Origin of the sequence: Vreelandella sp. F11 (assembly GCF_042466685.1) — a bacterium.
Lineage (GTDB): Bacteria > Pseudomonadota > Gammaproteobacteria > Pseudomonadales > Halomonadaceae > Vreelandella.
This window is the reverse complement of the sequence record NZ_CP170448.1, coordinates 801,827-817,543: the sequence shown is the minus strand read 5'-3', so window position 1 is coordinate 817,543 and position 15,717 is coordinate 801,827. Positions and strand designations below refer to the sequence as shown.

At 55.9% G+C, this 15,717-nt stretch carries 16 protein-coding genes and 3 tRNA genes; 3 read left to right on the top strand and 16 right to left on the bottom strand.

The features are described 5' to 3' along the window. Nucleotides 1-12: 12 nt before the first annotated feature. The 5 genes from ccmE to ccmA all read right to left on the bottom strand — a co-directional run bounded on the left by ccmE (nt 13) and on the right by ccmA (nt 2,891). Nucleotides 13-522 carry a cytochrome c maturation protein CcmE gene (gene ccmE, locus ACFIOZ_RS03770; RefSeq protein WP_386082369.1) on the bottom strand — a complete coding sequence of 170 codons (510 nt, stop codon included), beginning with the start codon at nt 520-522 and terminating at the stop codon, nt 13-15. Further along, nucleotides 519-710: a heme exporter protein CcmD gene (ccmD, locus tag ACFIOZ_RS03765; RefSeq protein ID WP_386082368.1), complete on the bottom strand. Its 192-nt coding sequence runs from the start codon at nt 708-710 to the stop codon at nt 519-521. The genes ccmE and ccmD overlap by 4 nt, the downstream gene beginning before the upstream one ends. Further along, nucleotides 710-1,462: a heme ABC transporter permease gene (locus ACFIOZ_RS03760; RefSeq protein ID WP_386082367.1), complete on the bottom strand. Its 753-nt coding sequence runs from the start codon at nt 1,460-1,462 to the stop codon at nt 710-712. Before ACFIOZ_RS03760 ends, ccmD begins: the two co-directional genes overlap by 1 nt. Before the next feature lie 14 nt (nt 1,463-1,476). Further along, nucleotides 1,477-2,145 (bottom strand): heme exporter protein CcmB, encoded by a 669-nt coding sequence (ccmB, locus tag ACFIOZ_RS03755; protein WP_386083985.1) that lies wholly within the window; start codon nt 2,143-2,145, stop codon nt 1,477-1,479. A gap of 125 nt (nt 2,146-2,270) precedes the next feature. Further along, the gene (gene ccmA, locus ACFIOZ_RS03750; RefSeq protein ID WP_386082366.1) at nt 2,271-2,891 is read right to left on the bottom strand and encodes a cytochrome c biogenesis heme-transporting ATPase CcmA; all 621 of its coding nucleotides are present in this window, start codon (nt 2,889-2,891) and stop codon (nt 2,271-2,273) included. A gap of 197 nt (nt 2,892-3,088) precedes the next feature. On the opposite strand from ccmA, the gene ACFIOZ_RS03745 reads away from it, so the two are divergent. Next, on the top strand, nt 3,089-3,469 hold the full coding sequence (locus ACFIOZ_RS03745) for a LexA family protein (RefSeq protein ID WP_386082365.1): 381 nt from the start codon (nt 3,089-3,091) through the stop codon (nt 3,467-3,469). Beyond that, nucleotides 3,469-4,086, top strand: a complete 618-nt coding sequence (locus ACFIOZ_RS03740) for an IMPACT family protein (RefSeq protein ID WP_386082364.1) — start codon at nt 3,469-3,471, stop codon at nt 4,084-4,086. The genes ACFIOZ_RS03745 and ACFIOZ_RS03740 overlap by 1 nt, the downstream gene beginning before the upstream one ends. 85 nt (nt 4,087-4,171) lie before the next feature. On the opposite strand, the gene ACFIOZ_RS03735 is transcribed toward ACFIOZ_RS03740, so the two are convergent. From ACFIOZ_RS03735 to ACFIOZ_RS03725, 3 genes are all read right to left on the bottom strand, one after another. Further along, entirely contained in the window at nt 4,172-5,494 is a 1,323-nt protein-coding gene (locus ACFIOZ_RS03735) for a sodium ion-translocating decarboxylase subunit beta (protein ID WP_386082363.1), read from the bottom strand. Nucleotides 5,495-5,520: 26 nt separating this feature from the next. Beyond that, entirely contained in the window at nt 5,521-7,356 is a 1,836-nt protein-coding gene (gene oadA / locus ACFIOZ_RS03730) for a sodium-extruding oxaloacetate decarboxylase subunit alpha (RefSeq protein ID WP_386082362.1), read from the bottom strand. A gap of 92 nt (nt 7,357-7,448) precedes the next feature. Beyond that, nucleotides 7,449-7,706: an OadG family protein gene (locus ACFIOZ_RS03725; RefSeq protein ID WP_386082361.1), complete on the bottom strand. Its 258-nt coding sequence runs from the start codon at nt 7,704-7,706 to the stop codon at nt 7,449-7,451. 159 nt (nt 7,707-7,865) lie between these two features. Here ACFIOZ_RS03725 and ACFIOZ_RS03720 point away from each other — a divergent pair, with 159 nt between their 5' ends. Further along, a complete protein-coding gene (locus ACFIOZ_RS03720) occupies nt 7,866-8,861 on the top strand; it encodes a tRNA dihydrouridine synthase (RefSeq protein WP_386082360.1) in 996 nt (331 codons plus the stop codon). A 194-nt stretch (nt 8,862-9,055) separates the two neighbouring features. Here ACFIOZ_RS03720 and ACFIOZ_RS03715 read toward each other — a convergent pair. From ACFIOZ_RS03715 to recA, 8 genes are all read right to left on the bottom strand, one after another. Continuing rightward, nucleotides 9,056-9,132, bottom strand: a tRNA-Arg gene (locus tag ACFIOZ_RS03715). A 100-nt stretch (nt 9,133-9,232) separates the two neighbouring features. Beyond that, nucleotides 9,233-9,309: transfer RNA gene (locus tag ACFIOZ_RS03710), tRNA-Arg, on the bottom strand. A gap of 19 nt (nt 9,310-9,328) precedes the next feature. After that, a tRNA-Ser gene (locus tag ACFIOZ_RS03705) sits at nt 9,329-9,421 on the bottom strand. A gap of 133 nt (nt 9,422-9,554) precedes the next feature. Further along, a complete protein-coding gene (gene csrA, locus ACFIOZ_RS03700) occupies nt 9,555-9,743 on the bottom strand; it encodes a carbon storage regulator CsrA (RefSeq protein ID WP_088700650.1) in 189 nt (62 codons plus the stop codon). A gap of 194 nt (nt 9,744-9,937) precedes the next feature. Further along, complete coding sequence (locus ACFIOZ_RS03695) at nt 9,938-11,188, bottom strand: aspartate kinase (protein WP_386082359.1); 1,251 nt, start codon at nt 11,186-11,188, stop codon at nt 9,938-9,940. 90 nt (nt 11,189-11,278) lie between these two features. Further along, nucleotides 11,279-13,891 (bottom strand): alanine--tRNA ligase, encoded by a 2,613-nt coding sequence (gene alaS, locus ACFIOZ_RS03690; RefSeq protein ID WP_386082358.1) that lies wholly within the window; start codon nt 13,889-13,891, stop codon nt 11,279-11,281. A gap of 214 nt (nt 13,892-14,105) precedes the next feature. After that, nucleotides 14,106-14,570: a regulatory protein RecX gene (locus ACFIOZ_RS03685; RefSeq protein ID WP_386082357.1), complete on the bottom strand. Its 465-nt coding sequence runs from the start codon at nt 14,568-14,570 to the stop codon at nt 14,106-14,108. 39 nt (nt 14,571-14,609) lie between these two features. Next, nucleotides 14,610-15,683 (bottom strand): recombinase RecA, encoded by a 1,074-nt coding sequence (gene recA / locus ACFIOZ_RS03680; protein ID WP_386082355.1) that lies wholly within the window; start codon nt 15,681-15,683, stop codon nt 14,610-14,612. Nucleotides 15,684-15,717: the final 34 nt, after the last annotated feature.

Sequence of the window (15,717 nt, the reverse complement as noted above, 5' to 3'; positions counted from 1 at the left end):
GAGGAACGGGAACTAGTATTCGCTTGCTTGGGGTACGCCTTCTTCATCCAGGCGTTTACCCACCTCGGCGGCTTTGGCCTGGTAGTCAGCTGGCGAATAGCCTGCCTCTTCCAAGGCTTGCGCCACTTCCGGGGGCATATAGTTCTCGTCGTGGCGCGCGAGGACTTTGTCGGCGTACAAACGACCGTCGGTCTGAAGCTCACCGACCACCACCACGCCTTGGCCTTCACGGAACAGGTCGGGCAGGATCCCGCTGTAGTAAACCTCCAGGTCATCGACGTAGTCGGTAACGACAAATTCGACGTCCAGGCTCTCAGGATCACGGGAAACCGAGCCCTCCTTCACCATGCCACCAGCGCGAATCTGCCGCTCCAGGGGTGCGTCACCCTGGGCGATCTGCACCGGGCTAAAAAACAGATTGATGTTGGCACGCAGCGCGTACAGGGTCAGCCCCACGGCAATCGCGGCTAGCGACACAAGCCCCAGAATAACGAATAGTTTCTGTTTACGTTTCGGTGTCATTGGGCGTTCCCCCTTGCGCTTTTTGTGCGTCTTGCGCGGCGTTTCAAGCCTTTGAGCAGTTGGCGCTGTTCAGCACGTGCATGCCAGATGGTGGCGAGCAGCAGTAGCGCAGTTACCCCCCAGGCAGACCAGACATAAGGTGCGTGGCCACCCATGGCGAGGAATTCGGCAAATGAGTCAAATGCCATTAGCGAGCCTCCTCGACCTGATCTTTGACCAGATCTTGTACCCAGCGCTTGTTAGCTTCGCGGCGAAGAATCTCGCTGCGCGTACGCATCAGCGTTAAGGCAATAAAAAAACTGTAAAAACCCAGCACCATAATGACTAACGGCAGCCACATTTCGGTGGGCATTGCCGGGCGCGAGGTCAGAGTAAAGGAGGCAGGTTGGTGCAGGGTATACCACCAATCCACTGAGTATTTGATGATAGGGATATTGATTACCCCCACCATGGCCAGCACCGAGGCTGCCCGTGAGGCGCTATCGCGGCTGGTAAACGCCCCACGCAGGGCAATCACGCCTAGATACAAAAACAGCAGAATCAGCATGGAGGTTAGCCGGGCATCCCACATCCACCAGGTTCCCCAGGTGGGCACGCCCCATACGGCGCCGGAAAATAGCGCCACAAAGGTCATCGCCGCGCCAAGAGGCGCCATCACTGCCGCTGCCATATCGGCGACTTTGATTTTCCAGACCATAAACACCAGACCGGAAACCGCCATGGCGATAAAAATTGACTGAGCCAAAAAGGCCGCCGGCACATGCACGTAAATAATCCGGAAGCTATTACCCTGCTGGTAATCCGCCGGCGCAAACGCGAGCCCCCATAGGGTGCCAGTAACGATCAACAGCGCCGCCGCGACCCAGAACCAGGGCTGTAATTTGGCACTAATGGCATAAAACCATTTAGGTGATCCCAGCTTGTGTATAAAGGCCCACATAGCGTGTCCTGTCCTTAACCGTTAATACTGATACGCAGCGATGCGGCAATCGCCCACGGCGCCAACATGAGAGAGGCAGCGAGTAGCGCGCCCAGGATCGCCAGATGTGCAGAGACACCGTCGCCGAGAATGGCCGCTTGCACCGCACCTGCGCCAAAAATGAGCACCGGAATATACAGCGGTAGCACCAGCAGCGAGAGCAGCACACCGCCCCGCGCCAGACCGACAGTTAGCGCCGCACCGATGGCGCCAATCAAGCTCAAGCTTGCCGTACCCAGCGCCAGCGACAGGGCCAGCACGGCGTAACTACCCGCTGGCAGCGCCAGCATGATACCTAATATTGGCGCCATCAGGGCCAACGGTAGTCCGGTCAGCAGCCAGTGCACGGCCACTTTGGCCAAACTCAGCGCGACTAACGGCTGGGGCGCCAGTAATAGTTGCTCCAGACTGCCGTCGTCATAATCACTACGAAACAGGCTATCTAATGACAGCAGCGCGGCTAACAGCGCTGCGACCCACAGCAACCCCGGCGCAATCACCGCTAAAAGCTCAGGGTCGGGCGAAATGGCGATCGGGAACAGCGTGATCACCAGGGCAAAAAACACCAGCGGGTTCAGCACTTCGCCACGGCGTCTGAGCAATAGCGTTAAGTCACGCACGAGCGTGGCCTTCACTGCGGTCATTAACCCACCCTTATGCTCACGCAGTGGAACTGCTGAAAGCTGCTGGGTACTCTCCGAGCTTTGTGAAGAGCCGTGTGAAGAGCTATTTGAAACGCCATGTAAAGAGCTGTGCAACCCTTTCTCCTTTACCCTAGGGATATCCGTCTGAGCAACGGTGAAGCGGTTAACTCGTGATGCGTTGTTACTAACACGCAGCCCCCCGCCTGAGCGTGGGCAACAAGCTGTTTCTCTAGATCCGCGACGCCGTGGCGATCAATCGCGGTAAAAGGTTCATCCAGTACCCATAGGGCGCGCGGCGTTAACGTTAAGCGCGCCAGCGCTACGCGGCGCTGTTGGCCTGCCGAGAGCTGCCCTGCGGGCACATCTTCAAAGCCTGCCAACCCAACCCGTTCAAGGGCTTCTAAGCGCTGCTCTTCATGGCCACTTTCCCCGCTTAATGCCTGATACCAGACTAAATTTTCTAACGCGGAAAGTCCTGACTTAATGCCTGGTGCATGCCCTAAATAGAGCAAATTCGCGAGAAAATGTTCACGCGCCTGGTTCATCGCAGCGCCATTCCAGAACAGTTCGCCCTGGTAGTCACTGAGCTGCCCGGAGAGAATTTTTAGCAGGCTGGTTTTGCCACTGCCATTGGGCCCTTCAATTCGCACTATTTCACCGCTGCGAACCTCCAGATCCAACTCTTGAAACAGCCAGCGGTCGTCGCGTTCACAGCCAAGCTGTCGGGCTTGTAGACACAGGCTCAAGCGTCTCTCCTGGCATATTGATTTCGCGTCGAACTCTACACGTAAAGCCCCTTTCTCGCCACTCACACAATGCGGCGCTGGGTCGCAGCGTGATCTCCATCAATATGTCGTAAGACCAATTATCTCTAGCACTGTATGCAAAAACAGGTCTACAATGAGAAACACTGTATGAAAGAACATGCAATGGAGATTTCCTAATGACCCTATCGATGGCAGCACCTACCGCTACGTTCGGCCACAGACAACCGGCACTGCGCCCTTACGCGACTGCACCTAGCGTTACTCGACGCAACACCTATGCACTCAAAGTGCGCGGCAACGCACTGTGTGATTGCAACTTGTTCGATGGCGATGTCATTATTATCCGGCGCTATCAACACGATACCCAGACAGAAACCGCCGTTGCCGAAATTAACCAGCAAACAATTGCCTTGAGGCAGCTCTCTATCAGCCGCTTTGGCGTAGAGTTATGGCCAGAGGATACGTTGCAGCCAGCGCTATTTTTGCATAACCGGGATATTCAGGTACTCGGCATGGTAATGGGTGTGAAAAGTGAGACTACCTTCACGGAGCATTAATGCGCTATCGGGTTCCCGAGCTACCCATTGGGTCATGGCATACGGCTGACATCGAAGTCGAAAAAAGCCAGTTTATCACCTGGATGTGCCACGCCCCTGATATCGATGCATTCACCAACCTGCTGACTGCGGCGAAAAATGCGCACCCTACTGCCAGCCACCACTGCACTGCTTACATTGCCGGGCCACCCGGCGAGCAAAACCTGATTGGCTTTTCCGATGATGGCGAGCCTGGCGGCACCGCTGGCCGACCCATGTATCAGGTTCTCCAGGGCAGCCAACTAGGCCAGATCGGCTGTGTGGTCATTCGTTATTTTGGTGGCACCAAGCTGGGCACCGGCGGCTTAGCCCGCGCTTACGCTCAGGCGGTTAGCCATGCCCTTGAGACGCTGCCTACCCGGGAAGTCGTTGAGCGCGATAGTTACACTCTGCGCCTCACCTTTGCCAATGAAGCAATTGCCCGCACCTGGTGCGAAGAGCGCGATGTCCCTATTGAACAAGCCGACTACGATGCTGATGGCGTGCGTCTAACCATTGGCTGGCCAAGGGACTGCCCGCTTGATCTTGCCCCGTTAGAAAACCGCTTGAAGAGCGCTATCGGTATTCTCACTAACTAGATAGCCCGTCGGAATAGCCCATCAAAAAAAACGCGACATACTGCAAGTGTCAGTACACCGCGCTTATTTATTCACTCGTTCAACATTAACCCAGGTATTTAATCATTACCCCGGCCGCCACTGCTGACCCAATAACCCCCGCCACGTTGGGGCCCATCGCGTGCATCAGCAGGAAGTTATGCGGATTGGACTCCAGCCCCACCTTGTTCGCCACTCGCGCCGCCATAGGTACGGCGGAAACGCCCGCAGCACCGATCAAGGGGTTGATGGGCATTTTGCTCACCAGGTTCATCAGCTTGGCCATCAGTACCCCAGCGGCCGTACCGATGCCAAAGGCGACAATGCCAAGGCCTAATATCCCCAGCGTCTCAAACGAGAGAAAACTCTCGGCCATCAGCTTGGAGCCCACTGACAGACCAAGGATTATGGTGACGATATTGATCAGGGCGTTTTGCGCGGTATCTGACAAGCGTTCGACTACGCCGCATTCGCGCATTAAATTACCGAAGCAGAACATACCCAGCAGCGGAGCTGCATCGGGCAGAAACAGCGCCACCAAAATCAACAGCACCAGCGGAAAGACAATCTTTTCCAATTTTGAGACCGGCCGCAGCTGCGTCATCTTGATTTGACGCTCTTTATCACTGGTCAGTAGACGCATAATGGGCGGCTGAATCAGCGGCACTAACGCCATATAGGCATAGGCAGCCACGGCGATAGCCCCCAGCAACTCCGGTGCCAGCACGCTGGAGACATAGATAGAGGTCGGGCCATCAGCACCGCCAATAATACCAATGGCGGCGGCCTGGTTAAGCGAGAAATCCATGACCCCCATCGAGCTTAGCGCTACAGCGCCAAACAGGGTGGCAAAAATGCCAAACTGAGCCGCCGCGCCTAAAAACAGCGTGCGCGGGTTGGCCAGCAGCGGGCCGAAGTCCGTCATGGCGCCCACACCCATAAAGATAATCAGCGGGGCAATACCTGAGCCAATCGCGACTTTATAGAAGCTGTAGAGCATGCCATCGCTATACCCAACGCCCACGGCAATATCCCGGGCGGCGCGCACTTGATCCGGTGCGACACCATCGTGGGCAATCGCTTTTAACGATTCCCGCCAAGCTTCCGCATTGGCTAGTGGATCCAGCGTCGCGCCTAGCGCTGCCGCCATTTGCTGTAGCACGGCAGGTTTCGCCACCTCAATCGCTTGGTCGAGCGCTGAAATCGCCAGCCCCGCTTCGGGGATATTGGCTAGAATACCGCCAAAGCCAATCGGCACCAGCAGCAGTGGCTCAAACTTCTTATAGATGGCCAGGTAGAGCAGCAGTAACCCCACTATCATCATGACCGCTTGGCCAAGCTCCAGGTTGTAGAGCCCCGAGCCTTCCCATAACGTTACTAATTTATCCATTACTTTTTATCCATTACCGGGGGCCCTTAGAGCTCGATCAGCGTGTCGCCTACGGCAACGCTATCGCCTTCGCTGACGTTAACCTTAGACACAGTGCCCGCACTGCTGGCGCGCACTTCGGTTTCCATTTTCATCGCTTCCAGGATGATCACCACGTCACCTTCTGCGACGCTGTCGCCAGGGCGAACATTAACCTTGAAGATATTGCCTGCCAGCGGCGCATCGATGCTTTCTCCACTACCGCCACCGCTCGGCGCAGGCGCTTCGCTAGAGGATGGCTGTGCCGACGCTGTGCCAGATGCAGTTTGCTCCTGCACTTCGCCCAGCTCACCGCCTTCAGAAACTTCCACCACGAAGGCTTTGCCGTTGAGCTTAACGGTATAGGTTTCCGGGCCTTGGCTTGCGACCGGCGCTTTGCTTTCCGCCTTGACGGGCGCCTTCTCTGCGCTGGCTTCAGCCACTTGGGGAGCAGGCTCAAAAGCGTCTGGATTGTCGCGGTTTTTCAGGAACTTCAAGCCAATCTGCGGGAAGAGCGCGTAAGTCAGGACGTCATCCACTTCGCGCTTACCTTCGGCCAAGCGGATTCCCTCAGCGCTGACCTTCTCTTTGAGCTCACTGGCCAATCTATCCATTTCCGGCGACAGGTTATCCGCCGGGCGACAGGTTATCGGTTCCCCGCCTTCCAGCACGCGCTTTTGCAGCTCGGCATTAAAGGGTGCTGGCGCGGCACCGTACTCACCTTTGAGCAGCGCCTGCACTTCTTTGGAGATCGACTTGTAGCGCTCGCCCATCATCACGTTCATCACCGCCTGGGTGCCGACGATTTGCGAGGTGGGTGTCACCAACGGAATAAAGCCAAGGTCTTCGCGCACGCGGGGGATCTCGTTCAACACGTCGTCCAGCTTGTCGCCCGCGCCCTGCTCTTTGAGCTGGCCTTCCATATTGGTCAGCATGCCACCCGGCACCTGAGCAATCAGAATGCGCGAGTCAATACCGCGTAGCGAGCCTTCAAAGGCGGCGTACTTTTTACGCACTTCACGGAAGTAGCCGGCGATATCCTCCAGCAGTTCAAGATCCAGACCGGTATCCCGGCCAGTGTCCTTCAGCATTGCCACCACGGACTCGGTGGGACTGTGACCATAGGTCATCGACATGGACGAGATCGAGGTATCGACGTTATCGATGCCCGCTTCTACCGCCTTCAAAATAGTCGACGTTGAGAGGCCGGTAGTAGCATGGCAATGCAGGTGTACTGGAATCGACAGCTCTTTCTTGAGCCGGGTGACCAGATCAAACGCCGTATAGGGCGTCAATAGCCCCGCCATATCCTTGATAGCCAATGAATCTGCGCCCAAACCGGCAATGGTTTTAGCGAGATCAACCCAGCTATCCAGGGTATGTACCGGGCTCACGGTGTAAGAGATGGTGCCCTGGGCGTGGCCTTCCACGTTACGCACCGCCTGGATAGCGCGCTCAAGATTACGCGGATCGTTCATGGCATCGAAAACGCGGAAGACGTCAACGCCATTGGTTTTCGCCCGCTCGACAAACTTATCGACAACGTCGTCCGCGTAGTGACGGTAGCCCAGCAGGTTCTGGCCACGCAACAGCATAGCCTGAGGCGTGTTAGGCATAGCCTCTTTCAAAGCACGAATGCGCTCCCATGGGTCTTCACCCAAATAGCGGATACAGGCGTCATAGGTGGCTCCCCCCCAGGTTTCCAGCGACCAGTAGCCAACGCGATCCAGCTTTTCGGCGATCGGCAGCATATCGTCCAGGCGCATACGCGTGGCAAACAGCGATTGATGGGCATCGCGCAGCACGACATCAGTAATGCCTAGTGGGCGTTTTTGTTCATTCATGGTCTTGGCTCACCGTAGTAGAGTTGTAAGTTTGTAGTAAAAATAACAAAAAAATAGCCAAAAGAGGGCTGAAATGAAAAAAATTGAGAAAGTTAGCGACGCCGAGCTGAACGATAACGGTGCACTGCAGCACTGATCACAGCCATAACCTCGTCATTTTGCGCTGCGGGGGGCGATGAGGGCGACGCTTTCTTACTCGTATCAACCGCAGCGGGAACGGGTTGAAAACGCCCAATAAGCTTCGACATCAGCGTAACGCTAATGACCAAAATCGTAAGGAAAACAAAGACTACGCCCATTCCGAGCGCCATTAACGTTAATCCATCTTGCAATAGTTCCAGATCCTGCATAAGGCGCTCTCCTTGAAGCTAGGTGTCTTGAAGCACAGCTCAATCACCACTGTTACGCACATCATTACGCCAATACGGTGAAAGGCGCTTGGCGCAGTAAGAGGAATACACTAACCTGCCACACCCAGAATAGAATGCAATGGCGCGATAGTGGAAGTCATGGTTGTTAATTTACTACATAACGGCAGAATCGGCCTAGCCCCTATGGAAGGTGTCATCGACGCATTGACCCGCGATCTGTTGACCCGCCATGCGGGATTCGACTGGACCGTCACGGAGTTTGTCCGCGTTGTTGATACCCGTCTGCCACCCAGAGTGTTTTATAAGCACTGCCCGGAGCTTGCGCAACCGTCTGTGGCAACGCCAAGTGGCATTCCCGTGCACTTACAGCTGCTGGGCTCTGACCCAGCAGCCCTGGCGGCCAATGCGCGACAGGCACTTAGCCTGGGCGCGGTGAGCGTCGATCTCAATTTTGGCTGCCCCGCCAAGCTGGTCAATCGTCACGACGGCGGTGCTTCGCTGCTACGCCAGCCTGAGCGCGTCTATCAAGCGGTCAAAGCTGTTCATGACGCTTTAGAGGGGGAAATCCCTGTGACTGCCAAAATTCGCCTGGGCTTCGCGAACCGCCGCCTGGCGGTTACCTGCGCCCAGGCCACCGAGGCAGGAGGTGCCGCCCAGCTGGTGGTGCATGCACGCACTCGAGACGAGGGCTACCGCCCACCGGCACACTGGGAATGGATCGGCAAAATTCGCCGCCAGGTGAGCATTCCCGTGGTCGCCAACGGCGATATTTGGACGCTGGAAGATTACTGGAAAGCCCGCACTCTGTCAGGGTGCCGCGACGTAATGCTGGGACGGAGTGCCCTGGCCGACCCTTGGCTGGCACCACGCATCCGCCACTGGCTGCAAACCGGCGAGCGACTGCCAGAAAGCAGCTGGGCAATGCGCGCCAATGTGCTCAAAGAGTACGCCGCACTTCAGCGCCAACAGCTACCAGACCGCGTCGTGGTCTCCCTGGTAAAGCAGTGGCTCGCCCAAATGCGCCAGGGCAGTAGTGAAGCTGAACAGAATTTTCAGCGTGTGAAGCGGCTCACTGAACTGGATCAACTGCTCGACAGCCTGATTGTCGACGAACAGCACGCCGTATTGGCATAACCACCTTCGACCCTCCCACCAGCCAACAGGCAAAAAAAAGCGCCCTACCGCAAAGCGGGGGCGCTACACACGATCGCAAGACCGGGGTGCGAGCCTTAGCCGGTCAGGCTGGAAACAGGCGATAAAGTAAGAAATAGGCGTTCAGACTGGAAACAGAAAACCCGCCCTCAATGAAGAGAGCGGGTTTTGGAATCTGGCGCGCCCGGGAGGATTCGAACCTCCGACCCCCTGATTCGTAGTCAGGTACTCTATCCAGCTGAGCTACGGGCGCGTAATGTTACATCTAACGTTTTTGGCACTTACATTCTTAAGCGCTTTAACTTACAGATGGCTACCATCTGCTTTCATCGAACATCTTTTCTTTAGCAAGGTGGCGCGCCCGGGAGGATTCGAACCTCCGACCCCCTGATTCGTAGTCAGGTACTCTATCCAGCTGAGCTACGGGCGCATACCTTCTAACGTGCAGTTGGCGGAGAGAGAGGGATTCGAACCCTCGATAGGGCTATAAACCCTATACTCCCTTAGCAGGGGAGCGCCTTCAGCCACTCGGCCACCTCTCCTTAACGGCACGGCGCGAATATTACCGATTTAGCCTTCTTGTGTCTAGTCTTCTACGGATTTTTTTCGCACCGGCCATATCTTACATATAAGCTTACGCTTTAAGCATCGGTTCATTTTGCGAGCCCGCGAGTCTTATTCCACTTCGTCTTCGCTATTTCTTTCACGCTGAATACGCTGGTAAATCTCTTCACGGTGAACTGCCACATCTTTCGGCGCATTAACACCAATACGTACTTGATTGCCTTTCACACCTAGCACGGTGACGGTGATTTCATCACCGATCATCAGGGTTTCGCCAACACGGCGAGTTAGGATGAGCATGGCTGATCTCCTTTTCAGACGTTTTATGCAACGGGATATGTCAGCCGGAGGCAACACCCTGCCATTATGCGGCATAGTGCTGCCTGTCACCAATGACTCCGGCTCCATGACACCTTATACCTCCCGTTGAAAGAAAGCTCACCACCACACGGCAGTAAGTACCCCTTCAGCGTAGAAGGTTTAAGGCATAAATGTTATTCAGATTCGATATCTGCCTTATCTAAACCAAAAGCTTTGTGTAACGCGTTAACGGCAAGTTCCATATGCTTCTCATCAATAACAACCGAGATTTTAATCTCAGAAGTAGAGACCATACGGATATTGACGTTTTCGTCGGCGAGTACGCGGAACATTTTCGATGCGACACCCGCATGAGAACGCATACCCACACCCACTAAAGAAACCTTAGCAATATTATCATCGCCACGCAGTTCACCGCCGCCTAAATCAGGAATCACCGTCTCTTCGAGCAGCTTTTTAGTGGCCTTGTAATCGCCTTTAGCAACCGTAAAGGTAAAGTCGGTATAGTCACCGGCCGGCGCCACGTTCTGCACGATCATATCAACTTCGATATTGGCATCTGCAATCGGGCCCAGGATACGTGATGCAACGCCTGGCACGTCCGGGGTATTAAGCAGGGTTAATTTTGCTTCATTTTTGGTAAAGGCGATACCGGAGATCAGTGGTTCTTCCATAGCGTCCTCGTCTTGGTCTGCTTCTGCGACAATTAGGGTACCGGGGCCATCTTCAAAGCTAGACAGCACCCGTAGGGGTACGTTGTATTTACCGGCAAACTCTACCGCACGGATCTGCAGCACTTTAGAGCCGAGACTGGCCAACTCCAGCATCTCTTCGACGGTGATACTCGTTAGGCGCTGGGCTTTGGAGCATACACGGGGGTCGGTGGTGTAAACCCCATCAACATCGGTGTAAATTTGGCACTCATCGGCGCCTAGTGCGGCGGCTAACGCCACCCCAGTGGTGTCGGAACCACCGCGGCCCAGGGTGGTAATATTGCCGTCTTCATCGACCCCTTGGAACCCGGCCACAACCACGACCTGTCCAGCGTCCAGATCGGCCTTCAGGTCTTCGGTTTCAATACGCTGGATACGTGCCTTGGTATAGGCACTATCGGTATGAATACCTACCTGAGCGCCAGTGTGCGAAGTGGCTGGCACGCCGATCTGTTGAAGCGCCATGGCAAGCAGTGAAATAGTCACCTGTTCACCAGTGGACAGCAGCATATCCATCTCACGCGGCGCGGGATCTTCATTCAGCGCTTGCGCCATATCGGTAAGGCGGTTAGTTTCGCCGCTCATGGCGGAGACCACGACGACTACCTGATGCCCCTGGTCGCGGAAACCCTTAACCTTTTCCGCTACGGCCTTGATACGCTCGACAGAGCCCACCGAAGTGCCGCCGAACTTCTGTACGTATAGTGCCATATGCCGTTTTTCCTATGCGTTCGGGAATGGAGGGTGAAGTTGTATTTAAATAAATAAGGCCGGTGACAATAATGCCACCGGCCCAGAGGTTTAGCTAAGTACGTTTTCCAACCATACCGGTACGCTCTTCAACGCATCCGGCAAGGCGTCGGGTTGACTACCTCCCGCTTGAGCCATATCGGGGCGGCCTCCGCCCTTTCCTCCCACCTGCGAGGCAACATGGTTCACCAGCTCACCGGCTTTCACTCGACCGGTCAGGTCTTGGGTTACCCCAGCGATCAGGCTTACTTTGCCCGCCGCCTGGTCAGCAACGCCGAGGATAATCACTCCGGAGCTTAGCTTGTTTTTAAGCTGATCAAGGATGCCACGTAGATCTTTGCCCGACACGCCATCCAACTGTGTCGCCAGCAGCTTAACGCCGTTGATCTCTTGTACCTGGCTGAGCATGTCGCTACCCGCGGCGCTGGCCAGCTTGGCTTTGAGCTGCTCAAGCTCTTTTTCCAGGCTGCGGTTACGCTCAACCAGTGACTCTACCCGGGCTTCAACCTGCTCAGGCTTGGTCTTCAAACGCTCGCCTAAGCGTTCAAGGCGGGCTTCCTGCTCGCGGAAGTAGGCCAGCGCATTTTCGCCGGTGATCGCTTCAATACGGCGCACGCCGGAAGCAATACCTACCTCGCTCATCACATGACAGCAGCCAATATCGCCACTGCGCGCCACGTGGGTACCACCGCACAACTCGATAGAGAAGTCGTCGGCACCAATGGTCAGCACACGCACATTCTCGGCGTACTTGGCCTCAAACAGCGCTGCCGCCCCCTTGGCCTTGGCTTGATCGAGGCTCATCTGCTCGACCTTGGTGGGCGCGTTAGCCAGTATCTGCTCGTTGACCAGACGCTCGACTTCTTCCAGTTGTTCGGGAGTCATCGGCTCGAAGTGGCTAAAGTCGAAACGCAGCCGCTCGGCGTTGACCAACGAGCCTTTCTGCTGCACGTGGTCACCCAGCACCATGCGCAGCGCTTGATGCAGCAGGTGGGTGGCCGAGTGATTGCGGAGGGTGGCAGTGCGGAGACTGGCGTCTACTTCACCGCGCACGCTGGCACCAATGCTTAGCGAGCCTTCGACCATCATGCCCTGGTGCAGATGATGACCACTACTCTTTTGGGTATCGGTAACCTGGAAACGACCACCATCGACATACAGGTAGCCCGTATCGCCCACCTGCCCACCAGACTCGCCATAAAATGGCGTGCGATCCAGTACCACGATGCCCTTCTGCCCCGCCTCCAGAGTGGCCAGGGCGTTGCCTTCGCTGTCGACCAGCGCGGTAACCTTGGCCTGGTCTTCCAAACGGTCGTAGCCGGTAAAGGCCGTCTCACCCTCCAACTCGATAGAGGCGCTATAGTCGGCTCCAAACTGGCTGGCCGCCCGTGCACGCTCACGCTGGGCCTCTAAAGCCTGCTGAAAGCCCTCTTCGTCCAGGGTAACGCCACGCTCTCGGCACACATCGGCGGTGAGGTCGAACGGAAAACCATAGGTATCGTAAAGCTTGAAGACGGTCTCACCCGGCAGCACCTTGCCGTCCAACTCAGCCAAGGCCGCATTCAAAAGCCCCATACCATGATCCAAGGTGCGTGCGAACTGCTCCTCTTCTTTTAGCAGCACGCGGGCGATTTGATCGCTCGCTTCACGCAGTTCCGGATAGGCATCGCCCATCTCAGCGTCCAGCGCTGCCACCAACTTATGAAAGAACGGTTCTACCGCACCCAACTTATGGCCGTGACGAATCGCACGGCGAATGATCCGACGCAGCACATAGCCACGCCCTTCGTTGGAAGGCAGTACGCCATCGGCAATCAGAAAGGCGCAGGAGCGGATATGGTCGGCAATGACGCGCAGCGAAGGTGTCGAGGTGTCCGGGTGCCCGGTCGCTTTGGCAGCGGCTTTCAACAGATTCTGGAACAGGTCTATCTCGTAGTTGGAGTGCACGCCTTGCATGACAGCGGCGACACGCTCCAAGCCCATACCGGTATCGATAGAGGGTTTCGGCAGCGGGTTGAGCGTGCCCTGGGCATCACGATCAAACTGCATGAAGACCAGGTTCCAGATTTCTATAAAACGATCACCGTCCTCTTCCGGCGTTCCCGGCGGGCCACCCCACACTTCAGGGCCGTGATCAAAAAAGATCTCCGAACAGGGGCCGCAAGGACCGGTATCACCCATCTGCCAGAAATTATCCTTTGCTCCGATACGCGCAATGCGCTCGTGAGGCACGCCAATATCGTCAGCCCAAATGTTGTAGGCCTCGTCATCTTCCGTAAAGACGGTAACCCATAGTTTGTCTGCAGGCAGCCCAAGCCGCTCAGTGAGAAACTGCCAAGCGAAACGAATGGCGTCGTGCTTGAAGTAATCACCGAAGCTGAAGTTGCCCAGCATTTCAAAAAAGGTATGGTGGCGCGCGGTATAGCCCACGTTGTCTAAATCATTATGTTTACCACCGGCTCGCACGCAGCGCTGGGCGGAAGTCGCCCGCACATAGGGGCGCGGGTCGCGGCCTAAAAAGACGTCTTTAAAAGGCACCATACCTGCATTCGTGAACAGTAGGGTGGCATCGTTGCCAGGCACCAATGACCCTGTTGGCACGATGGTGTGCCCCTGCTCTGCAAAGTATTCAAGAAAGGCCTGTCTGAGTTCTGCGCTCTTCATAGGGTATCCGTAACAAGAAAGCGTGATGTCCCAGGGCGCTGTCACCGCTACCCTCAGGGGTCGCAAAGCAGCCATTATAGCGCAGTTGTCAAACGACTAAAGCCGGACTTAGTGGCAGAATGGCAAACAGCTGTGTGGACAGCCAGATGAACAAGCGTATTAGAGCGCTATTAGAAATGTAAGAGGGGAAGGGTTACGGGCTGTAGAAAACGTATTAGAGGCAGGAGAGCGCGTAGCGAATTTGCTCAAAATCGAAGCCGCGGTTGGCGAGAAAGCGCTCGCGTCTAGCGCGCTCTTTTGGGGAATCACCAGGGCTATCAAAACGCCGCGCCAGGGTTTCCCGGGCTAGCTCAAACCAGTCGACCTGCTCGCCCTCCTCCACCTCTTCAAAAGCGGTGGTAAGGGTCTCCTGGTCAACGCCGCGCTGGCGCAACTCGCCTTTAATACGAATAACGCCTTGGCCACGCAGAATACGCGTGCGTACGAAACTAGCCGCAAAGCGCGCGTCAGACTGCAGTCCCTGCTCAACCAAGGAGTCCAAGCACTCATCGATAGCCGCATCGTCGAAGGCTTTTTTCTTCAACCGCTGGGCAAGCTCGGCGCGGGAGTATTCGCGCCGAGCCAGTAAGCCAATGGCGATGTCACGGGGTGTGGCATCGCGCTGGGAGCTAAAGGCCATCAGATGCTCTTCGCTAATATCGGCTTCGCTAGCATCGTCTTAGAGCAGATCGTCATCGCCCGCATCCAATTCTGCTGCTGCTTCGGCAGGCGCATCTTCCTTCTCCTTTTTAGGATCAGGCTTGGCCAAGAGCTGCTCACGAATCTGCGTTTCGATTTCGAGCATAATTTCGGGGTGCTCTTCCAGGTAGAGCGCTGAATTGGCTTTACCCTGACCGATTTTCTTACCTTTATAGCTGTACCAGGCACCGGCTTTGTCGACGAGGTTGCACTGCACGCCCAGATCAATGACCTCACCGGCGTGATAGATCCCCTTGCCGTATAGAATCTGGAACTCAGCCTGACGGAACGGCGGCGCCACCTTGTTTTTGACTACTTTCACGCGGGTTTCGTTACCAGTGACTTCATCACCCACTTTCACCGAGCCGGTGCGGCGGATATCCAAACGCACGCTGGAGTAGAACTTAAGCGCGTTCCCCCCCGTGGTGGTTTCAGGACTACCAAACATGACACCAATTTTCATGCGGATCTGGTTGATGAAGATCACCAGGCAGTTGGCGTTCTTGATATTACCAGTGATTTTACGCAGCGCCTGAGACATCAAACGCGCTTGCAGGCCGACGTGGGAGTCACCCATTTCGCCTTCTATTTCAGCACGCGGCGTCAACGCCGCGACCGAGTCGATAACAATTACATCAACACCGCCGGAGCGAACCAGCATGTCGGTAATTTCAAGCGCCTGCTCGCCGGTGTCCGGCTGGGAAACCAACAGGTCATCCAGGTTAACGCCCAGCTTTTCGGCGTAGCTGGGGTCAAGGGCATGCTCGGCGTCCACGAAGGCACACACTTTGCCTTGTTTTTGCGCCTGAGCAATCACCGAGAGGGTCAGGGTGGTTTTACCCGACGACTCCGGGCCAAAGATTTCGCACACGCGGCCAAACGGCAGGCCGCCGATACCAAGGGCGATATCCAGACCCAATGAACCGGTGGAAACCGACGGCATGACGACACGCGGCGCGTCGCCGAGACGCATGACGGTGCCCTTGCCAAACTGACGGTCGATTTGGGTGAGTGCAGCGTTTAGCGCTTTAGTGCGGTTGTCATCCTGAGCCATGCAGTGATTCCTCATAACAAGCTGTATAATTAGC

Excerpts from the sequence above, each read along its gene's own strand:
- ccmE (WP_386082369.1), bottom strand. The coding sequence starts at position 522 with ATGACACCGAAACGTAAACAGAAACTATTCGTTATTCTGGGGCTTGTG.
- ccmD (WP_386082368.1), bottom strand. The coding sequence starts at position 710 with ATGGCATTTGACTCATTTGCCGAATTCCTCGCCATGGGTGGCCACGCA.
- ACFIOZ_RS03760 (WP_386082367.1), bottom strand. The coding sequence starts at position 1,462 with ATGTGGGCCTTTATACACAAGCTGGGATCACCTAAATGGTTTTATGCC.
- ccmB (WP_386083985.1), bottom strand. The coding sequence starts at position 2,145 with ATGACCGCAGTGAAGGCCACGCTCGTGCGTGACTTAACGCTATTGCTC.
- ACFIOZ_RS03745 (WP_386082365.1), top strand. The coding sequence starts at position 3,089 with ATGACCCTATCGATGGCAGCACCTACCGCTACGTTCGGCCACAGACAA.
- ACFIOZ_RS03740 (WP_386082364.1), top strand. The coding sequence starts at position 3,469 with ATGCGCTATCGGGTTCCCGAGCTACCCATTGGGTCATGGCATACGGCT.
- ACFIOZ_RS03735 (WP_386082363.1), bottom strand. The coding sequence starts at position 5,494 with ATGGATAAATTAGTAACGTTATGGGAAGGCTCGGGGCTCTACAACCTG.
- oadA (WP_386082362.1), bottom strand. The coding sequence starts at position 7,356 with ATGAATGAACAAAAACGCCCACTAGGCATTACTGATGTCGTGCTGCGC.
- ACFIOZ_RS03725 (WP_386082361.1), bottom strand. The coding sequence starts at position 7,706 with ATGCAGGATCTGGAACTATTGCAAGATGGATTAACGTTAATGGCGCTC.
- ACFIOZ_RS03720 (WP_386082360.1), top strand. The coding sequence starts at position 7,866 with ATGGTTGTTAATTTACTACATAACGGCAGAATCGGCCTAGCCCCTATG.
- csrA (WP_088700650.1), bottom strand. The coding sequence starts at position 9,743 with ATGCTCATCCTAACTCGCCGTGTTGGCGAAACCCTGATGATCGGTGAT.
- ACFIOZ_RS03695 (WP_386082359.1), bottom strand. The coding sequence starts at position 11,188 with ATGGCACTATACGTACAGAAGTTCGGCGGCACTTCGGTGGGCTCTGTC.
- alaS (WP_386082358.1), bottom strand. The coding sequence starts at position 13,891 with ATGAAGAGCGCAGAACTCAGACAGGCCTTTCTTGAATACTTTGCAGAG.
- ACFIOZ_RS03685 (WP_386082357.1), bottom strand. The coding sequence starts at position 14,570 with ATGGCCTTTAGCTCCCAGCGCGATGCCACACCCCGTGACATCGCCATT.
- recA (WP_386082355.1), bottom strand. The coding sequence starts at position 15,683 with ATGGCTCAGGATGACAACCGCACTAAAGCGCTAAACGCTGCACTCACC.